This is a genomic window from Vibrio coralliilyticus (assembly GCF_024449095.1).
Classification (GTDB): Bacteria; Pseudomonadota; Gammaproteobacteria; order Enterobacterales; family Vibrionaceae; genus Vibrio; species Vibrio coralliilyticus_A.
Map to the genome: position 1 here is coordinate 455,952 of NZ_CP024628.1, position 17,856 is coordinate 473,807.

Below are 17,856 nucleotides of genomic sequence, written 5' to 3' on the forward strand. Positions count from 1 at the left end.
TCTTTTTAGTTTATTTATCGTTTAGTTTAGGAGAAGCATAATGCCTCGCGTAAAACGTGGTGTACAAGCTCGTGCACGTCATAAGAAAGTTCTAAAACAAGCTAAAGGTTACTACGGTGCACGTTCACGTGTTTACCGCGTAGCTTTCCAAGCAGTTACTAAAGCTGGTCAATACGCTTACCGTGACCGTCGCAACAAGAAACGTCAATTCCGTCAACTATGGATTGCACGTATCAACGCGGCATCTCGTCAGAATGGTCTATCTTACAGCCGTTTCATCAACGGTCTTAAGAAAGCATCTATCGAGATCGACCGTAAGATCCTTGCTGATATCGCGGTATTCGACAAATCTGCATTCGCAGTTTTAGTTGAAAAAGCGAAAGCTGCTCTTTAATTAGAGTTAGTTATTAGGATTAAGAAAAGGAGAGCTTCGGCTCTCCTTTTTTGTTTCTGCCACTCCCACATTTCATTCAAGACGACCAACTCCTTCGGTATTGGTCAAATGTTTCAATCCGTTCAGTACTTTTCTGCTGCCAATATATTGGATAGCAAGTCACAAATCGCACGATTAATCTGACTTAACGATTAGATATTGCTGTGACTGTGCTCCACCTATGCGTAATCGAGCATAATTGAGATTAAAATACACTCTAGATATGGGTTAAGAGCAAGGGACGTCGTGCACGATTATATTATTGTTGGTGGGGGCATAGTGGGGGCGTCTACTGCATGGCAACTAAAACAAAAATACCCAGCTAAACGAATACTTCTGCTAGAGAAAGAAGCCGACTTTGCGCAGCATCAGACGGGCCACAATAGCGGTGTGATTCATGCTGGCGTTTACTATCAGCCAGGAAGTCTTAAAGCGGATTTTTGTAAGCGTGGCGTGCAGGCCACCATCAACTTCTGTCAGCGTTACGGTATCGACGTAGAAAACTGCGGGAAGCTCATTGTCGCAACGACAGACGATGAATTAGAGAGAATGCAGGCGCTTTTCGAACGTTGCCAGCAAAACGAAATTGACGTTGAATTGCTTGACCAAGCTCAACTGAAATTGGCAGAGCCGAACATTACGGGCTTAGGAGCTATCTACGTTAAACAGACAAGCATTGTCGATTACAAAAAAGTTGCTAAATGCATGGTTGAAGAATTCACGGCCTCTGGTGGTTTGATTGGGTTGAGAACGAGAGTCGTAGCTGCGCAAGAGCTTGAAGAAGAGATTCAGCTTATTTGCGTCGCAGATGGGCAAACAATGCAGCTTAATACCCGACATTTGATCACTTGCAGTGGTTTAATGGCAGATAGAATGACGAGAATGTTGGGGATTAAAACTGATTTTCAAATCATTCCTTATCGGGGCGAGTACTATCAATTGCCTGAGAAGCACAATCAAATCGTGAATCATCTGATTTACCCTGTTCCTGACCCTGAGTTACCGTTTCTCGGCGTACATCTTACTCGAATGATCGATGGTAGCGTGACAGTTGGTCCCAATGCGGTTCAAGGCTGGAAGAGAGAAGGGTATTCGAGGTTTAACTTCAGCTTACGTGATACATTACAAATGCTGCTGTTTAAAGGCTTTTGGCGTGTCTCAGCGAAGCATTTAAAAACTGGGCTGGAAGAGTTAAAAAACTCATGGTGGAAGCCGGGCTATCTCAAATTAGTCAATAAATACTGCCCTGTAGTGGCATTGGAAGATTTACAGCCCTATCCTGCGGGTGTACGTGCCCAAGCAGTGCTAGAGGATGGTACGCTTGTTCATGACTTCTTGTTTTCTGAGAGTGCTCGAAGCCTTCATGTGTGTAATGCTCCTAGCCCAGCAGCGACCTCAGCGATTCCTATTGGAGAATACATCTGTAAGAAGATAGAAGAAAAATTTGAATGACTTCTGCTGTGAAGCCTTAATGTGAGTCTTTGAAAAGCTTTCGGGTCACACAATACTGTTTCATCTGATCCAATTTTCTAGCGAGTCTTTCTTTATAGATATGGCATGTTGTTGCCGCTTTTGACCATACCTACGTGATGAGCCATTGACGCTTCATGAGCATTTAACTTTTGTTATTTAAAGGAATTTCAGGGCTCCATTGTTCAAATACAAATTCTGGTATTTAATTTGCTGGTAATGTAACCAGCTCACACTCTGTTCACGTGAGAGCTACAATTATAATGTTCTCAGCAGTGTAGGGCAGAGGAATGGACAATGAAACAATGGGGATTACTGATAGCAATCTGTTTTGCCTTAACGGGTTGTAGTACCAAGTTTATTTATAACAACATGGATTGGTTATTGGTTGAGTATCTGGAAGACTTCGTAGAGCTCAATGACGAGCAGGAAGAATTGGTGAGTGAGAAAATCGAGTTGCTCAGTGATTGGCACAGAAGAGAGGAAATCCCGAATTATATAGAGCATCTCGACCAGTTGATCGCGCTTGATCCTAAATCCTTTACAGAGGAAGACCTCAAAACCCAAGAGAAGCTATTTCAAGAGCACACGAAAAGACTCGTTGGCCAAATCGCTCCGGAAGTATTTGCTTTAGCTCGAGAGCTATCAGATGAACAGGCTGAGGAGTTAATGGATAATATACGTGTTCGTCATACCCGTTATAAAAAGAAATATCAGACGCTATCTGAAGATGAAATCCGAGCAAACTATCAAGACAAGATCACGGAGAACTTTGATGATTGGTTAGGCTCGCTGACATCTGAACAAGAACATATGATTGAAGAATGGGCAGATCAGCTTGTGGTTACTTCTTATGATTGGATTGATCACCAAACGAAAATGCGTATAGAAATGAATACGCTGCTGACTAATCGTATGCAGACGGGATATTTTCAACCACACTTCCAGCAATTGATGTTTAATCCTGCGAGCTTTTATTCAGCCGAGTTAGAAGAAAAAATAGACTACAACAAAGCAATAGCGGATAAGTATTTGGTTAAAATCATTAACTCTGTCACCAACAGGCAAACCGCGCATTACCGTCAAGAATTACGTGATTGGCGAAATATCGCAATGGATATTCAGTAGTAGAAAGTTTGTTTTTAAGGGCATCAAAGGGGCAAAATATTTGCCCCTTTAAGTTTACCTTGATGCTGAATATCGCTACATTGGATTAATAATTCTCAACTTAATCAAAAAGATGGAATGGATTCTATTGTTTGTTGCCGGGGTGCTTGGCGGCATTCTAAACAGTGTCGCGGGCGGAGGGAGTTTCATCACTTTTCCGAGTTTGTTGTTTGTGGGCGTTTCCCCTATTGTCGCCAATGCAACGAACACATTCGCTGTTTGTGCCGGGTATGTGAGTGGGGCTTATGGGTTTAGGCAGGACATAGGTAAAGACCCTAAAATCATATCCTTTACAGTGATCCTGAGTCTAATTGGTGGAGCGTTAGGCGCTTATCTTCTATTGAGCATTTCGGAGTCTTTGTTTCTTGAAGCCATTCCTTGGTTATTATTGGTTGCCACATTGCTCTTTCTATTTGGTTATAAGGTTAGTGAGTGGTCAGGAAAAATCGCTCAAGGTGTTTGTTTGCATCCAATGTGGTCAATTGTGGCGCTGGCGGCATGCCTAATCTTGGTCTCAGCTTATGGTGGATTTTTTAATGCTGGTTTAGGGGTGATCGTGTTGAGTTATCTGGTATTAGCGGGATACAAAGACATCAATCAGATGAACGGCCTTAAGCTTCTTATCTCTTCCTGTGTGTCTCTGACGGCCATTTTAGTTTTTGTTATTGATGATTCCATTGACTGGTCGCGTGGGGGTACCGTTATGCTCGGGACGCTTTTAGGTGGATATATTGCTGCTCGGGTATCGCGTAATGTACCTCAACACTACATTAAAGGTTTCATAGCGTTATCGAGTATCGTGATGACCGTGTATTTCTTCTGTGACATTTACCTAATATGAGTAATGTTCAGCTTATATTTGTGCAGATTCCCGTTGATGTATGTTGCCCTAAATGAGGATGTTGTAAATCACATAGTGAGAGTCTTTGATAACTATTTAGGTTAATTTTTGTCCGTTAATGCCACAATGACTGTGTAGAAAAAGCGCGCTCTACCTACCTCACCTTTTCCCTTCCCTTTCTTTTCTCTTGGTAGGAGGAGTTATGGACAGAAAACTAGGTCGTGTGATGTCAGGCAGCAGAATGGTAACATTTATTGCTTTTCTGGCGGCAACCTTTGCCTGGATTTTGAAGATGCCAGCTTTGTTCACCGTTTCAGTGGTAGCGTTGATCGCCAGTGGCATGTTGTATTGGAATGACAAACGTAAAGAAAGCGACAAACACGAAGAAGCCTGACAGTAAAAGAGCGCCCTAGGGCGCTCTTTATGTTTAGAAGAAACCGAGTGGGTTAACGTCGTAGCTAATAAGTAAGTTTTTAGTGTTCTGGTAGTGATCCAGCATCATCTTATGCGTTTCACGGCCAATACCTGACTTCTTATAACCACCGAAGGCAGCGTGCGCTGGGTAGGCATGGTAACAGTTCACCCAAATACGACCCGCTTCGATGTTGCGACCCATGCGGTAGGCTAGATTGGCATCTCGCGTCCAGACACCTGCGCCTAAGCCATATTCGGTATCGTTCGCAATGGCCAGTGCTTCGGCTTCGTCTTTAAACTTAGTAATGGCGATGACTGGGCCAAAGATCTCTTCCTGGAAGACACGCATCTTATTGTTACCTTCAAGAAGCGTTGGCTGAATGTAGTAACCCGATTCGATATCGTCTTTTTGCTGAGCGACTTCACCACCGAACACAACTTTCGCACCTTCTTGGCGGCCTATCTCTAAGTAGCTCAGGATCTTGTCAAATTGTTCCTGAGAAGCTTGTGCACCTACCTGAGTGTTTGTATCCAGCGGGTTACCTTGCTGGATGCTCTTTGCACGTTCGGCCACTTTGGCGATGAACTTGTCGTACACGGACTCATGCACCAATACACGTGAAGGGCAGGTACAGACTTCGCCTTGGTTGAAGAAGGCCAATAGCGTACCTTCGATACACTTCTCCAAGTATTCGTCTTCATGGTCGAAGATGTCCGGGAAATAGATGTTAGGTGACTTACCGCCCAGTTCCACAGTTGAAGGAATTAGGCTATCGGCTGCACATTTAAGAATGTGGTTACCGACTTGAGTCGAGCCTGTGAAAGCGATTTTGGCAATACGGTTACTGGTGGCTAGTGCTTGACCCGCTTCACTACCAAATCCATTGACGACATTTACCACGCCTGCTGGAATGAGATCGCCGATCTTTTCCATCAAAAGCAAGATAGAAGTTGGGGTTTGCTCAGCCGGTTTCAAAATCACACAACAACCTGCCGCGAGCGCTGGAGCCAGTTTCCAAGCTGCCATCAGCATAGGGAAGTTCCATGGAATGATCTGGCCGACAACACCAATAGGTTCCGGGAAATGGTAGCTCGCGGTATTCACATCAAGCTCGGCTGCGCTGCCTTCTTGAGCGCGGATACAGCCCGCAAAATAGCGGAAATGGTCGACTACAAGAGGAAGATCCGCCGCAAGAGTTTCGCGCACTGGTTTGCCGTTTTCCCATGTTTCTGCCACGGCAAGCTCTTCAAGGTGCTGCTCAATGCGATCAGCAATCTTGAGGAGAATATTGGAACGCTCTGTGACGCTCGTGGCTGCCCAGCTCGCTCTGACATTATGAGCCGCATCAAGTGCCAGGTTGATGTCTGCCTCACCTGAACGAGCCACCTTACAGTAAGCTTGCCCATTGACTGGTGAAGTGTTGTCAAAGTATTCGCCAGATACGGGTTTCACCCATTCTCCACCAATATAGTTGTCGTAATGGGTTTTGAAGTTAACCACCGAATCCTGACTGCCTGGTTGTGCGTAAATCATAGAAATATCCTTATTATTTTCTCGTTCAAGTTATGTTTGAAGCCGTCACCAACAGGTGAACACTTCAGTTACCATTCATCTAACTAACGCAAATCACAGACCAATTGTTAAAAACTTGTTGTGACTTTGTTCTGGCGCTAGAGTGTTCAAGGCTTAGACTGTGTTGTTTTAAACGCATGGCGATGGAATGGGGTGTTAACAAAATGTTCACCTGTTCCAAAATGGCACACCCCAAATGCTCAAGAGTGGAACAGGTATGGAACTACAAGCCCATCAACCAGACAGCTGGCTCATGTCCTCATGGCAGAGAAGTACTAATGCGGGCCTCAAACAGATAAAGAAACCTGAAGACATTAATGTGTCCAACGCATTGCTCAAAGAGCGACGTTATAAAGCTCAAGGCGTGATTGAGGCTGTGGAGCAGTGTGCTTTGCCTTTGTTTAATCAAGTTCTTTCTCGAACAGATAGCCGATTGATTTTGACGGATGATGAAGGGGTCATTCTTGCGAGTTGGGGGCAGGAAAGATTCCGAGAAAAGTTGATGTCGATAGCGCTGGATTCAGGCAGTTGCTGGCAGGAAAGGCTGAAAGGGACGAATGCGATTGGAACGGCACTGTTCGAAAAGAAAGCAGTGTCTATTATTGGTGAGCAGCACTTTATCAAACAGCATCGTTTCATTAGTTGCTCAGCGAGCCCGCTCTTTAACCATCATGGTGAACTGGTTGGCATTCTCGATATTACTAGTGAACAAAGCAAACATGATGTGACTACGCAGCTGTTGGTCCAGAACATGGTGCAGCTGATTGAAAACTACCTGTTGACGCAAATCCCTGAGGGAGTATTGCAAATCAACCTTGCGCACAATGAGTCAGTTTTGAAGAGTGGTTGGCAAGGCATAGTGATTGCTGATGAAAATGGTCAGGTGGTGGCACACAATCAGGTTGCCACTCAACTTATCCCTAAGGCAGCACTTGTCGGAGAGCATGTCGAGAGCCTTCTCAAGCAGCCAGAGCGGAGCGCGCAGTTCGTCTTTGAAAAACGGACCTTAGGCCATAAGCCGGTCCAGAAAAAATGGCTCAGCGTATCGAGTGAGCTTCACTATGGTGATCACCAAGTTGAACAGGCGTGGCAACAGGCAAATAAAGTACTGGGTTGTGATATTAGTTTGTTAATTCTCGGAGAAACAGGGGTAGGTAAAGGCGAATTCGTCAAAGCGCTACACAAACACAGTGCCCGATGTAAGCAGCCGCTTGTCACCGTTAATTGTGGGGCACTACCTAAAGATTTGATTGAATCTGAGCTATTTGGTCATGCGTCTGGAGCGTTCACCGGGGCGAGTAAGCACGGCTATTCAGGGCGGGTGAGACAAGCGGATAAAGGTATCTTATTTCTGGATGAAATCGGAGAAATGCCGCTTGATGCGCAGTGCCGTTTGCTATCTGTCCTGCAAGACAAAGTGGTTATGCCTGTGGGTTCGGCTCAATCTTATCAAGTGGACATTCAGGTGATTGCCGCAACGCATCAGGATTTAAACCAACTGGTCGCTCAGGGGCGCTTTAGGCAGGATCTCTATTATCGATTGAATGGCTTAGTGATTACTTTACCTTCACTGTATCAGCGCGAGGACAAAGCCGCCTTGATTCGGACAATTCACGCAAAACACCAACAAAACTCCCAGCAAATCTCGGCATCACTAATGCGGTTATTGCTCAATTATCGTTGGCCAGGCAATCTGAGAGAGTTGGATAACCTTCTCAAAGTCACCAGCTTGATTGCTAGCGATGTAGAAGAAATCAGTATTGAGCATGTGCCTACTCACTTTGCCCAGCCATTGTTAGAAAACACTCTGGTAGAAAGTGAGATAGTAGAACAGGATTTGAAATCAACGCTTAATAGCACATTGATCGATACCTACCGTGCGCACAATGGTAATGTCAGCAAGGTGTCCCGAGTGCTGGGAATCAGCCGGAACACCGTTTATCGAAAGCTCAAAGCATTGGGGTTGAACAAAACTAAATGATGGTCTGGTGTGAAATCTCGGGATGATAAAGAGGCTGGATGACGTGACCTTCCGGATCGCGGCAATGGAAGCTTCTCGCACCATCGCTGTGATCATGAGGCGCGTCGAGCAGTGTGACTCCTTTCTCTTGCATGAACTCATACCAATGATGGAGCTCATTTTTACTTCTAACAATAAAGCCAAAGTGATCGACGCTGATGGGCGAGCATACCCGTTGTGAGTGGGCGCGGCCAAGTGAGAGGTTGTCGCAGCCGTTAGTCAGGTAAACCAGATTGTCGCTTGCTCTTCTCAACACTGTCATACCCATGATGTCAGTGTAAAAAGCCTCACACTCTTCGAATTTCTGAACCACTAAAGCAATATGTCTCATACCATTAAATGGAGCAGGTCTATCCATAATCACACTTCCTTGTATTTTATTTTTAATTAAATTGTATACAATGTGGTGGTTGTTTTGCAATGATGATGAACATTATCAAGGAAGGTAACTAATTATGTACTGCATAATCGTCTCCAATCGAGTAAAGAAAGGTAGGGAAGAAAACTACATCACTATCATGAATGAAAACGCCAAAGCGTCCTGTCAGAATGAATTGGGTTGTGTACAATTTGACGTAATCAGAGATCTCAACGACCCGCAGCTCTTCCATCTGTACGAGATTTATCAAAGCCAAGAAGCTTTGACTGAACATAAACAAACTGAGCACTATCTGGCAAGTCGAGTTCAGTTAGCTGATATAGTGGTTGAACAGTCAGTCATTCGTGCGGATGTCGTAGCAACAAACTCAAAATAACAATCAAAAGGAAACAATGTGATGATTTGGAAAGTCTATCTTAGCGGTGAAATTCATACCGATTGGCGCGAGCGTATTGTGGAAGGTGCTCAGAAGTTAGATCTGAATATTGAATTCTATTCTGCGAATACCGATCACGACTCCAGCGATGCAGCAGGTGACGTACTTAGAGAGAATGAATCAGGCTTTTGGCGTGACCACCAATCGTCCAAAGTCAACGCCATTCGAACGTCTACTCTTATCAAACAGTGTGACATTGGCGTGGTGCGCTTTGGTGATAAATATCGCCAGTGGAATGCCGCATTTGATGCAGGCATGTTAGCGGCACTTGATAAGCCGTATATAACGCTTCACGATGAGTCTTTGATTCACCCGCTTAAAGAGGTTGATGCTGCGGCAATGGCGTGGGCGGAATCACCAGAGCATGTCGTTGAGCTCCTAAAATACGTTACGAGTCAGAATTAAAAAAAGAGCGCCACAACGGCGCTCTTTTTACTGAAACCTAGCCTTTACAGTCCGCCCTGTTGCTGCGCCTGTTTTACTAATGCCTGACGTTGAGCTTCCTTAGTTTTTACCACTTCACTTTCCTTTTTCGCTTTAATTTCTTCAATAGAAGGAACAAAGACAAAGTACTTATTAATAGTCATTTCAAGAACCTCAATTTAGATTGTTATAAACCATCCAGGTTAAGCAATTCACCAGTGTCGTTGTGTAAACTCACACGACTCCTTGTTGTAGGTTTCAAAAAATAGAGGATGCGAGCTAGGCTAACATCCTCCATAACGTCTTAATTGTAGTAGGAGTTTCGGGTATTACAAAATACCGTACTAAGCCCCTTTAAGCAGATTTATACGTCGTAAGTAGTAGACGCTGTGTCGCCGCCTGTACCAGTCCAGTTCGTGTGGAAGAACTCACCACGTGGACGATCAGTACGCTCATAAGTGTGAGCACCGAAGTAGTCACGTTGAGCTTGAAGTAGGTTCGCTGGCAGACGTGCTGTTGTGTAGCCGTCTAGGAACGAAAGTGCAGAGATAGTACAAGGCATTGGGATGCCTGCTTCTAGCGACTTAGCTGCAACCTTACGCCATGCGCTTAGGCTGTTTTGTAGGATGCCTTTGAAGTAGTCATCTGAACCTAGGAATGCGATGTCTGGGTTCGCTTCGTACGCATCACGGATGTTACCTAGGAATGCACTGCGGATGATACAACCACCACGCCACATAAGCGCTACGTTACCGTAGTTAAGATCCCAACCGTTCTCGTTAGATGCTTCGCGCATTAGCATGAAGCCTTGAGCGTAAGAGATGATCTTAGAAGCCAGGAGAGCTTGGCGAAGAGCGTCAACCCACTCTTGCTTGTCGCCTTCAACTGGAGTGATTGTCTTACCGAATAGCGATTCAGCTTCAACACGTTGATCTTTAAGAGCAGACAGACAACGAGAGAAGACAGACTCAGAGATAAGCGTTAGAGGAATACCAAGGTCTAGTGCGTTGATACCCGTCCATTTACCTGTACCTTTTTGGCCAGCAGTGTCTAGGATCTTTTCAACTAGAGGCTCACCGTCTTCATCTTTGTAACCAAGGATGTCAGCCGTGATTTCAACAAGGTAGCTGTCTAGTTCAGTCTTGTTCCAATCTGCGAATACTGCCTGCATTTCGTCTGCAGACATACCTAGGCCATCTTTCATGAACTGGTACGCTTCAGTGATCAGCTGCATGTCGCCGTATTCGATACCGTTGTGAACCATTTTAACGAAGTGGCCAGCACCGTCGTTACCAACCCAGTCACAGCAAGGCTCGCCAGCGTCAGTTTTTGCTGAGATACCTTGGAAGATAGGCTTAACTGCTTCCCAAGCTTCCGCAGAGCCGCCAGGCATGATTGAAGGACCGAAACGAGCACCTTCTTCACCACCAGATACACCAGTACCGATGAAGTGAATGCCTTTTTCACGACAATGTGCCACGCGACGGTTTGTGTCTGGGTAGTTAGTGTTACCACCATCGATGATGATGTCGCCTTCGTCTAGAAGCGGGATTAGGTTGTCAATGAACGCATCTACAACAGCACCAGCACGAACCATAAGCATCACTTTACGTGGCGCTTCTAGTTTCTCTACTAGCTCTTCCAGAGAGTAAGCACCAACGATGTTAGTTCCTTTTGCTGGGCCTTCTAGGAATTCGTCTACTTTCGCAGCAGTACGGTTGTGAGCAACCACTTTAAAGCCGTGATCGTTCATGTTCAGGATAAGGTTTTGACCCATTACCGCTAGGCCAATTACACCGATATCACCTTTCATTATTTCTCTCCAATTTCTCTAAAAATGGACGCTCGCATTACGCGATTTTTGCTGCTGCGTCTGAATCTAAGTACCACTCGGTCTCACCAGCTTTAGACTGGATTTTCGCAGCTGGATATGGCAGCTCGCTTGCCGGAGTAGTATGAATTTCGTTTACGATCTCAACTTTGCCTGCACCAAGTACAAGATAGCTGATACGTTTAGCGGCTTCTAAAACTCTTGCCGTCTTAGAAACACGAATCTGGCCTGATTCAGGATGAGAAGCCAATACCGCTAGGTTCTCGTCTTGATAATCAGTTTGACCTGGGAACAGTGATGCTGTGTGTCCATCTGCACCGACGCCTAGCAGAATCCAATCGAAAACAGGTGTGCCGTTCTCAGTTGGAATCACATCTGCCATTTCTTTCGCGAAGCGCTCTGCTTCTGCTTTTGGCTCTTCTTCACCACGGATGCGGTGAATGTTGTCTGCTGGCAGTTCGACTTTGCTGAAAAGCAAAGTATTTGCTTCACCGAAGTTACTTTCAGCGTCGTCAGGTGCGACACAGCGCTCGTCACCCCACCAGAAGTGTAGGTTGTTCCACTCGATTGAGGTTGCGTATGTTTCTGTCGCTAGTAGCTTGAACAGCATCTTAGGTGTGCTGCCGCCAGACAGTGAAATATGAACAGGGCGACCTAGTTCGCTGAACGCTTTCATGTCGTTCGCTAAGCTCTCTACCACCTGTTCTGCTGTTGGGAAGATCTTATGGTTGATCATAGTTCGCAGTAGTCCGTATCTGTTAGGTTCTTACATGGGAAACGCCAAGCTCGGTTAGCGCGCTGAAGTAGATCATCCGCTTCTTTAGGGCCCCATGTACCACAGGCATAGCCAAATAGTGCCTGTGGATCTTGTTTAAAGTCGAGAATTGGCTGAACGTATTGCCAGCAGGCTTCAACCGCATCAGTACGTGCAAATAGGGTAGCATCGCCATTCAAAGCATCAAGTAGTAAACGCTCATACGCGGTTAGCATCTGAGTCTCTTCCAAATCATTGTAAGAGAAGTTCATTTTCACTTCTTTGGCTTTAAAGCCAGCGCCTGGCTCCTTAAGGCCAAAGCTCATCTGGATGCCTTCGTCCGGTTGGATACGAATGATGAGCTTGTTTTCAGGTGCATTTTGACCAAACACTGGATGCGGTGTGTTCTTAAAGTGGATAACCACTTCTGTTACGCGTGTTGGCAATCGTTTACCAGTACGTACATAGAATGGTACGCCGTTCCAGCGCCAATTGTTAATGTACGCTTTCAAGCCGATGTAGGTTTCAGTACGTGAATCATCAGCGACGCCATTCTCTTCACGGTAACCAATAAGATGCTCCCCACGAACGTCAGAAGCAGTGTATTGACCAAGCACTAGGTCATTACGCAGTGCTTCTTCATCTAAGGGCTTAAGACATTGCAGTACTTTGACGACTTCATCACGCATAGAGTCAGCATTGATCTGTGCTGGTGGCTCCATCCCTACCATGGCGAGGACTTGCAGTAAGTGATTCTGGAACATATCACGCACCGCACCAGAGCCATCGTAGTAGCCGCCACGTTCTTCAACGCCTAAGAATTCCGCCCCTGTGATTTCAACGTAATCAATGAAGTTGCGGTTCCAGAGCGGCTCAAACATTGCGTTAGAAAAGCGGAAAACCAATAAATTTTGAACCGTTTCTTTACCTAAGTAGTGGTCGATACGGTAGATTTGATGCTCTTGGAAGTGTTCGTGAATTTCTTTATCGAGCTTTTGTGCTGATTCAAGATCATAGCCAAATGGTTTTTCGATGATTAGACGTTTCCAACCTTCATCTTCATTATTTAAACCATGGGCTGCGAGACTGGCTGGAATCACACTATATAAACTCGGTGGTGTTGCTAAATAGAATAGAGTGTTGCGCTGTTCGAAGTTGTATTGCTCCGACAATTGGTCAAGACGGGTAACCAGTTTGCTGTAGTCTGCGGTATCAGAGGTATTGATCGCTTGGTAGTGCAGGTGATTAATGAATGCATCTAGCGTTGCAGGCTCAGTTTTTTCCATTTCCTGAAGTGAGTGCTTCAGTTTCTCGCGGTAAGACTCGTCGCTGTATTCTGTGCGGCTGACGCCCAGAATGGCGAAGTTTTGTGGAAGCTGCTTACTCGCATAAAGGTGGTATAGAGCAGGGATTAACTTACGATACGTTAAGTCTCCCGAAGCACCAAAAATAACGATGCTGCTGTTTTCTGGTATTACCATCATCTTTCCCTTAGAAACGAGGTAGTTATCATGTGCCGTCAATGCTGGCCTTTGGAAGAGCCAACCCTATCAACGGGACTTCAAAATTGATAATTGGTGATGTCTATTAGTTTGATAGCCAAAACCTTAACCTTCTTGAGCTATAGAGATAAATCTCAATTCGGCAGCGTATTGTCTATGAGTCTTTGATATACATCAACCTTTGTGAAGGCAATCGATTAAATATTGATTAATAATAATGCTAGGTCATTGATTATATATAACTTATTGGGAATGGTGAGAAGAACTCCTGCATGGAGTTAAAACTCTAATTTTAAGACGTTATTGCAAGGTTTCTTGCTGCGTTAGAACAAGGTTTTCAGATGCGCTTTGACGGTTTGGATGTGTTCTTCACGCTCAACGGGAACGATCTGCTCTGGCGCTAAGAACTTCTCAGCGTAACTTTGATCGATTTCATGCTCTAAGAATAATAAATAGAGCTTAGGATCAATATGGCCTGAGGTTGCCATGTGCGTCATGATATTGAGTGACTCAGCGAGGCTTTTGGCTTTTTTGTAAGGTCTATCGCTGGATGTGAGGGCCTCAAAAACATCGGCAATAGCCATAACTCGAGCGGGGATAGAGAGTTGTTCTTCACTGAGACCTCTGGGGTAGCCTTTGCCATCCATACGTTCATGGTGTCCGCCTGCAATTTCTGGGATGTTTTTGAGGTGTTCTGGGTAAGGCAGACGGCCAAGCATGGTAATGGTTTGAATGATGTGATCGTTGACGATAAATCGTTCTTCATCGTTTAGAGTGCCATAGCGAATAGAAAGGTTATATAGCTCACCGCGGTTGTATTTAAGTTTTCCTGGTTGAAGGACAAAGTTCTCTTTCCAAATATCTTGCGGGTTTTCGCCCTGAGTCCATGGGATTTGATGAACTGGCTTATCACCTAATAAGGGCTCCATAACGGGTAATACAGCGGGTTCGCCCGCTCGTTGTTTTTCGACCCAAGAAACACCGGCTTGATCGTCTAAGGTGCGTTTCCATTGTCTTTGAGCGATAGTCTTAAGACGCTCAATGGCCGATTCTTCCATCTGCTCACTGCCGACATTGCAGTTAGCGATAAACTGAAACTCTTCGTCTAAGGTTCTATGTGTTTCCTTCAACGTATGCTTTAGTTCGGTCGCACTGCCGCCATTATACAGCCCTTGCCAGTAGTCAACTTCAGCTTGTGTTTTAAGGAGCTCAAAGCGCATTCGAATTTCATGGATACGGTCATAAATGGTTTCTAGCTTGGTCGCTTTATCGATGACATATTCTGGTGTTGTCACTTTGCCACAGTCATGCAGCCATGCGGCTAAATGTAGCTCTTCCCATTGCTTTTTATCCATTTCAAACTGGGGGAAATAATGGTCATCACCCTGAGCAACCTGAGTGAGCATTTTAGTCAGCTCTGGGACGCGCTGACAGTGGCTACCTGTATATGGAGACTTGGTATCTATTGATGAGGCAATCAGCTCGATAAACGCATTCAGCATATCTTTTTGCTGTTGCATTTGATCAATGTTTTCCTTGGCGATTTCTGCAAAGCTTAACAGCTCTTTGAGGAAAGCGTGTTTATCACTCTGTTCCTTGGTGATGGCTCTTTCGTAACCGAGTAGCAGAATACCCACTAGTTGTTTGTCCCGATTAAGTAGCGGGAAGAAGTAAATATCAGAGTTGTAGAAAATATCCTTATGTGGGCTGAGAGCGTTATCACTTCGGTTGAGGTGCACGATTTCACCTCGGCGTAAATCTGTTTCTAACCAAGCGGTTTCAGTCAGAAACTCATTCAGCTCAATTTTAAAAGGAATAATGGCGTGGTTTGCGGCCATGTCGAAGGTATTTTTCTTATCAGAGTGCGTGTACAGAATGATGGTTTCGGCTCGTGTGACAAGGTAACTTTGGTGAGTAATGGTTTTTGCTAAGAGAGAGAAATCCTGATTACTTGCTGTCTCTCTGAGTAATCTCAGCAGATCATGCAGAGTATGCTCCATCAGTTCGATGGATTCCGTAAGATTTGCGACCTCATTGATAACACTCTTAGGATAGCGAGTTTTTTTGAAATCGAAGCGTGCAATGTTATCTGTCAGCAGCACCAAGTTTTGTAATGGTGTCGCCAATCTGTTGGCAACAATCCAGACCACAATAAAACTCAGTGCGAGCATCGCCATTGCGACCGTGATTTGCCTGTCGCGCATGGAAAGAAGATTCATTAGTAAATCTTCCTGTGGTGTAGCTTCTGCCAATAAAAGACGCACGTGTTCGTTGAGCACAACAGGGGTGAGTGTCACTGACCAGTTTTTACCGTCATGGACGACGGGCTCGTAGAGAGTTTGACTACTATGGCGGTCTAAGATAGGGGCAAACAAGCTGTCTTCAAGCTGTGTCTGTATTTGGTCCTTCTCTTGAGTTAGGTCGACATTCGTCTGGTGTTGGGCGAGTACTCGGAACTGGTTGTCAAACAGGATCAGTTTCGTTTTGTCGGAAAAGCCTATCTCACTAAGTTGTTGTGATAGAGAAGAAAGTGTGAAGTCCGCCGCTACGACTTTTCCTCCATCCGCAGAGCGGCGCGATAAAGTCACGCCGTTGGTTTTGAGAAAGTAAAAAAAATATGGCTCAGTGAGGCGAATATCGCCATCTGGGTCTGCATTAACGAACCACGGTCTCACTCTAGGATCAAATTCATTATCATGGGTCTTTTTATAGCCGACCTTCCTATGCTTACTATCTAAAAAGTGAAGCTCATTTAAACCATTTGGCTTAGTAAAGTTAATCATCATGCTGGTTGTCGGTGGCGCCCCAAATCGTTCTCGTGTTTTATCATCACGAAGAGAACGAAGCATGGTGAATTCACCTTGTTCGTTAGCATAGAAAAGCGCAACAACACCTTGATTTCTTTTGAATATTAGATCTAACGATGAAAGGAATCGTTTAGCTTTAATCGGGGCTTGTCGTTGATCAATGGCTGCGCTGAGAGCCATAAAGTCTAGAGTAGTAAGGATTGGCCCTACGCGTACCTTGAAAGTTGACTCTAGCTTACGGCTATTTTCGCTACTCAGCTCTTTGGCGCTGACGGTGAGTAGCTCTTGAGAGTGGCGATAGCTTATGGCAATGAGCACAGTACCGACTAAAGTCGTCAGGACTAAAAATAAGCTCGTAATATGGATACTTAACGAATAGCGACGTTTCTTCATGTATCACCCAATAACAAATCACTTATTAAGTATTGGTCAATATATGAATCATGCAAAAATTGTCGTTAATTTAGTGATAGGGCAGTCGTTAGTTTTATGATTTATAAAGGTAATATATCACTGAATCGACTATAACTATTAGAGGTGTAATTGAGGGAAGAAGCGGGATGTTAACATTAAACTATCAGATAGAAGTGGCGGCAACGCCAAGCGTTATCTGGAAAGTGCTCACAGAGGTGGAGCTGTATTCACAATGGGCAAGGGCATTTTCACCCCAGTCTCAATTTGAAGGTGAGTGGTTAGAAGGGAGTCATGTCTCGTTTTTTGACCCTGAATTAGGTGGGACAAGAGCGGTCATAGATCGGATCGAAGAGCACAAAGTAATTGAATATCATCATATTGCAATCTTTAACCCGGAGCATATTCAAGATATAGACAGTGATTCGGCCAAAAAGTGGATTGGTAGTAAAGAAAGCTATCAGATTACACCTCTGGAAAACTCAGTATTACTGAAAGTGACAATTGAAACTCATCCTGATTTTGTCAGCATGTTCAATAGTGGCTGGCAAAAAGCATTACCATTGATAAAAGTAATATGTGAGCAACAGAAGCCGTAGGCTGGTAAAGTAGAGCAAATTTTTACGAGACTTAGGTAAATTGTCTTTATGAAGCTTGTTGTTGATACTCATACTCATACGTATGCCAGTGGTCATGCTTATAGCACCTTGATTGAGAATGCTCGATTGGCGAAGAAAAATGGCCTACACATGTTTTGTACCACTGATCACGCTGAATCTATGCCGGGAGCTCCCCATTACTGGTTCTTCTCAAATCAACGGGTGCTGCCTCGATTCATTGAAGGCGTTGCGGTTATTCGTGGTGTTGAATCCAATATCCTCAACATTCAAGGTGAAGTCGATATTCATCCTTCTACAGAGGCCAATCTTGATTGGGCTATCGCCAGCTTCCATGAGCCTGTATTTCGTCCCTCTAGTAAAGAAGTGCACACTGAAGCCCTCATCAATACTATTCGCAGCGGTCGAGTTGATGCTCTGGGGCATCTAGGCAATCCGAACTTCGACTTTGATTTTGAATCGGTTCTAGCGTGTGCCAGAGAGCACAACGTAGCAATCGAAATCAACAACACCACATTGAAAGGTAACAGCAGAGTGGGAAGTGTTGAACGTTGCCATGAGATTGCACAAATTGGCAAGGCGCTGGGAGTGTATTTTACCACAGGTAGTGATGCTCATTTCTGCGAGGATGTTGGTAATTTAGATCTAGTGTCGCAACTGATTGATACGATTGGTATAGATCAAGAGAAAGTGATCACCCATTCTACTCGACAATTTCTCAATTTCCTTGAGCTGAGAGGCCGAGCTCCTATCGAGGACTACGTCAATTTATAAGTTG

17 protein-coding genes are annotated in these 17,856 nt (G+C 44.8%); 10 read left to right on the forward strand and 7 right to left on the reverse strand.

Annotated features, from left to right (window positions below; all coding sequences use genetic code 11):
• The first annotated feature begins 40 nt into the window (after positions 1–40).
• The 5 genes from rplT (at position 41) to CTT30_RS17635 (ending at position 4,305) form a co-directional block, all read left to right on the forward strand.
• A complete protein-coding gene (gene rplT, locus CTT30_RS17615) occupies positions 41–394 on the forward strand; it encodes a 50S ribosomal protein L20 (protein ID WP_021019837.1) in 354 nt (117 codons plus the stop codon).
• Between the two features lie 285 nt (positions 395–679).
• Complete coding sequence (gene lhgD / locus CTT30_RS17620) at positions 680–1,885, forward strand: L-2-hydroxyglutarate dehydrogenase (protein ID WP_252037311.1); 1,206 nt, start codon at positions 680–682, stop codon at positions 1,883–1,885.
• Positions 1,886–2,200: 315 nt separating this feature from the next.
• On the forward strand, positions 2,201–3,031 hold the full coding sequence (locus CTT30_RS17625) for a DUF6279 family lipoprotein (protein WP_252037312.1): 831 nt from the start codon (positions 2,201–2,203) through the stop codon (positions 3,029–3,031).
• A 112-nt stretch (positions 3,032–3,143) separates the two neighbouring features.
• On the forward strand, positions 3,144–3,911 hold the full coding sequence (locus CTT30_RS17630) for a sulfite exporter TauE/SafE family protein (protein ID WP_252037313.1): 768 nt from the start codon (positions 3,144–3,146) through the stop codon (positions 3,909–3,911).
• A gap of 202 nt (positions 3,912–4,113) precedes the next feature.
• On the forward strand, positions 4,114–4,305 hold the full coding sequence (locus tag CTT30_RS17635) for a hypothetical protein (protein ID WP_006961283.1): 192 nt from the start codon (positions 4,114–4,116) through the stop codon (positions 4,303–4,305).
• A 33-nt stretch (positions 4,306–4,338) separates the two neighbouring features.
• Here CTT30_RS17635 and exaC read toward each other — a convergent pair whose 3' ends face one another.
• Positions 4,339–5,859, reverse strand: a complete 1,521-nt coding sequence (gene exaC / locus CTT30_RS17640) for an acetaldehyde dehydrogenase ExaC (RefSeq protein WP_252037314.1) — start codon at positions 5,857–5,859, stop codon at positions 4,339–4,341.
• 256 nt (positions 5,860–6,115) lie between these two features.
• On the opposite strand from exaC, the gene CTT30_RS17645 reads away from it, so the two are divergent.
• Positions 6,116–7,879 carry a sigma-54-dependent Fis family transcriptional regulator gene (locus CTT30_RS17645; RefSeq protein WP_252037315.1) on the forward strand — a complete coding sequence of 588 codons (1,764 nt, stop codon included), beginning with the start codon at positions 6,116–6,118 and terminating at the stop codon, positions 7,877–7,879.
• Here CTT30_RS17645 and CTT30_RS17650 read toward each other — a convergent pair.
• Positions 7,872–8,276, reverse strand: coding sequence for a VOC family protein (locus CTT30_RS17650; protein WP_172853281.1), 405 nt, complete (start codon positions 8,274–8,276; stop codon positions 7,872–7,874). The genes CTT30_RS17645 and CTT30_RS17650 overlap by 8 nt on opposite strands.
• Before the next feature lie 97 nt (positions 8,277–8,373).
• Between CTT30_RS17650 and CTT30_RS17655 the strand changes: the two genes are divergently transcribed.
• On the forward strand, positions 8,374–8,673 hold the full coding sequence (locus CTT30_RS17655; protein WP_252037316.1) for a putative quinol monooxygenase: 300 nt from the start codon (positions 8,374–8,376) through the stop codon (positions 8,671–8,673).
• A gap of 21 nt (positions 8,674–8,694) precedes the next feature.
• A complete protein-coding gene (locus tag CTT30_RS17660; RefSeq protein ID WP_006961278.1) occupies positions 8,695–9,138 on the forward strand; it encodes a YtoQ family protein in 444 nt (147 codons plus the stop codon).
• 44 nt (positions 9,139–9,182) lie between these two features.
• On the opposite strand, the gene CTT30_RS17665 is transcribed toward CTT30_RS17660, so the two are convergent.
• The 5 genes from CTT30_RS17665 to CTT30_RS17685 form a co-directional block, all read right to left on the reverse strand.
• Positions 9,183–9,320 carry a hypothetical protein gene (locus tag CTT30_RS17665; RefSeq protein WP_252037317.1) on the reverse strand — a complete coding sequence of 46 codons (138 nt, stop codon included), beginning with the start codon at positions 9,318–9,320 and terminating at the stop codon, positions 9,183–9,185.
• A 200-nt stretch (positions 9,321–9,520) separates the two neighbouring features.
• On the reverse strand, positions 9,521–10,969 hold the full coding sequence (gene gnd / locus CTT30_RS17670; RefSeq protein WP_021456736.1) for a decarboxylating NADP(+)-dependent phosphogluconate dehydrogenase: 1,449 nt from the start codon (positions 10,967–10,969) through the stop codon (positions 9,521–9,523).
• A gap of 37 nt (positions 10,970–11,006) precedes the next feature.
• The gene (gene pgl, locus CTT30_RS17675; RefSeq protein WP_252037318.1) at positions 11,007–11,723 is read right to left on the reverse strand and encodes a 6-phosphogluconolactonase; all 717 of its coding nucleotides are present in this window, start codon (positions 11,721–11,723) and stop codon (positions 11,007–11,009) included.
• Positions 11,720–13,222 carry a glucose-6-phosphate dehydrogenase gene (gene zwf, locus CTT30_RS17680; protein WP_252037587.1) on the reverse strand — a complete coding sequence of 501 codons (1,503 nt, stop codon included), beginning with the start codon at positions 13,220–13,222 and terminating at the stop codon, positions 11,720–11,722. Before zwf ends, pgl begins: the two co-directional genes overlap by 4 nt.
• 344 nt (positions 13,223–13,566) lie before the next feature.
• A complete protein-coding gene (locus CTT30_RS17685; protein WP_252037319.1) occupies positions 13,567–16,443 on the reverse strand; it encodes an HD domain-containing phosphohydrolase in 2,877 nt (958 codons plus the stop codon).
• Positions 16,444–16,610: 167 nt separating this feature from the next.
• On the opposite strand from CTT30_RS17685, the gene CTT30_RS17690 reads away from it, so the two are divergent.
• Positions 16,611–17,060, forward strand: coding sequence for an SRPBCC family protein (locus CTT30_RS17690; RefSeq protein ID WP_239836097.1), 450 nt, complete (start codon positions 16,611–16,613; stop codon positions 17,058–17,060).
• Positions 17,061–17,108: 48 nt separating this feature from the next.
• Positions 17,109–17,852, forward strand: coding sequence for a phosphatase (locus CTT30_RS17695; protein ID WP_252037320.1), 744 nt, complete (start codon positions 17,109–17,111; stop codon positions 17,850–17,852).
• The last annotated feature ends 4 nt before the right edge of the window (positions 17,853–17,856 follow it).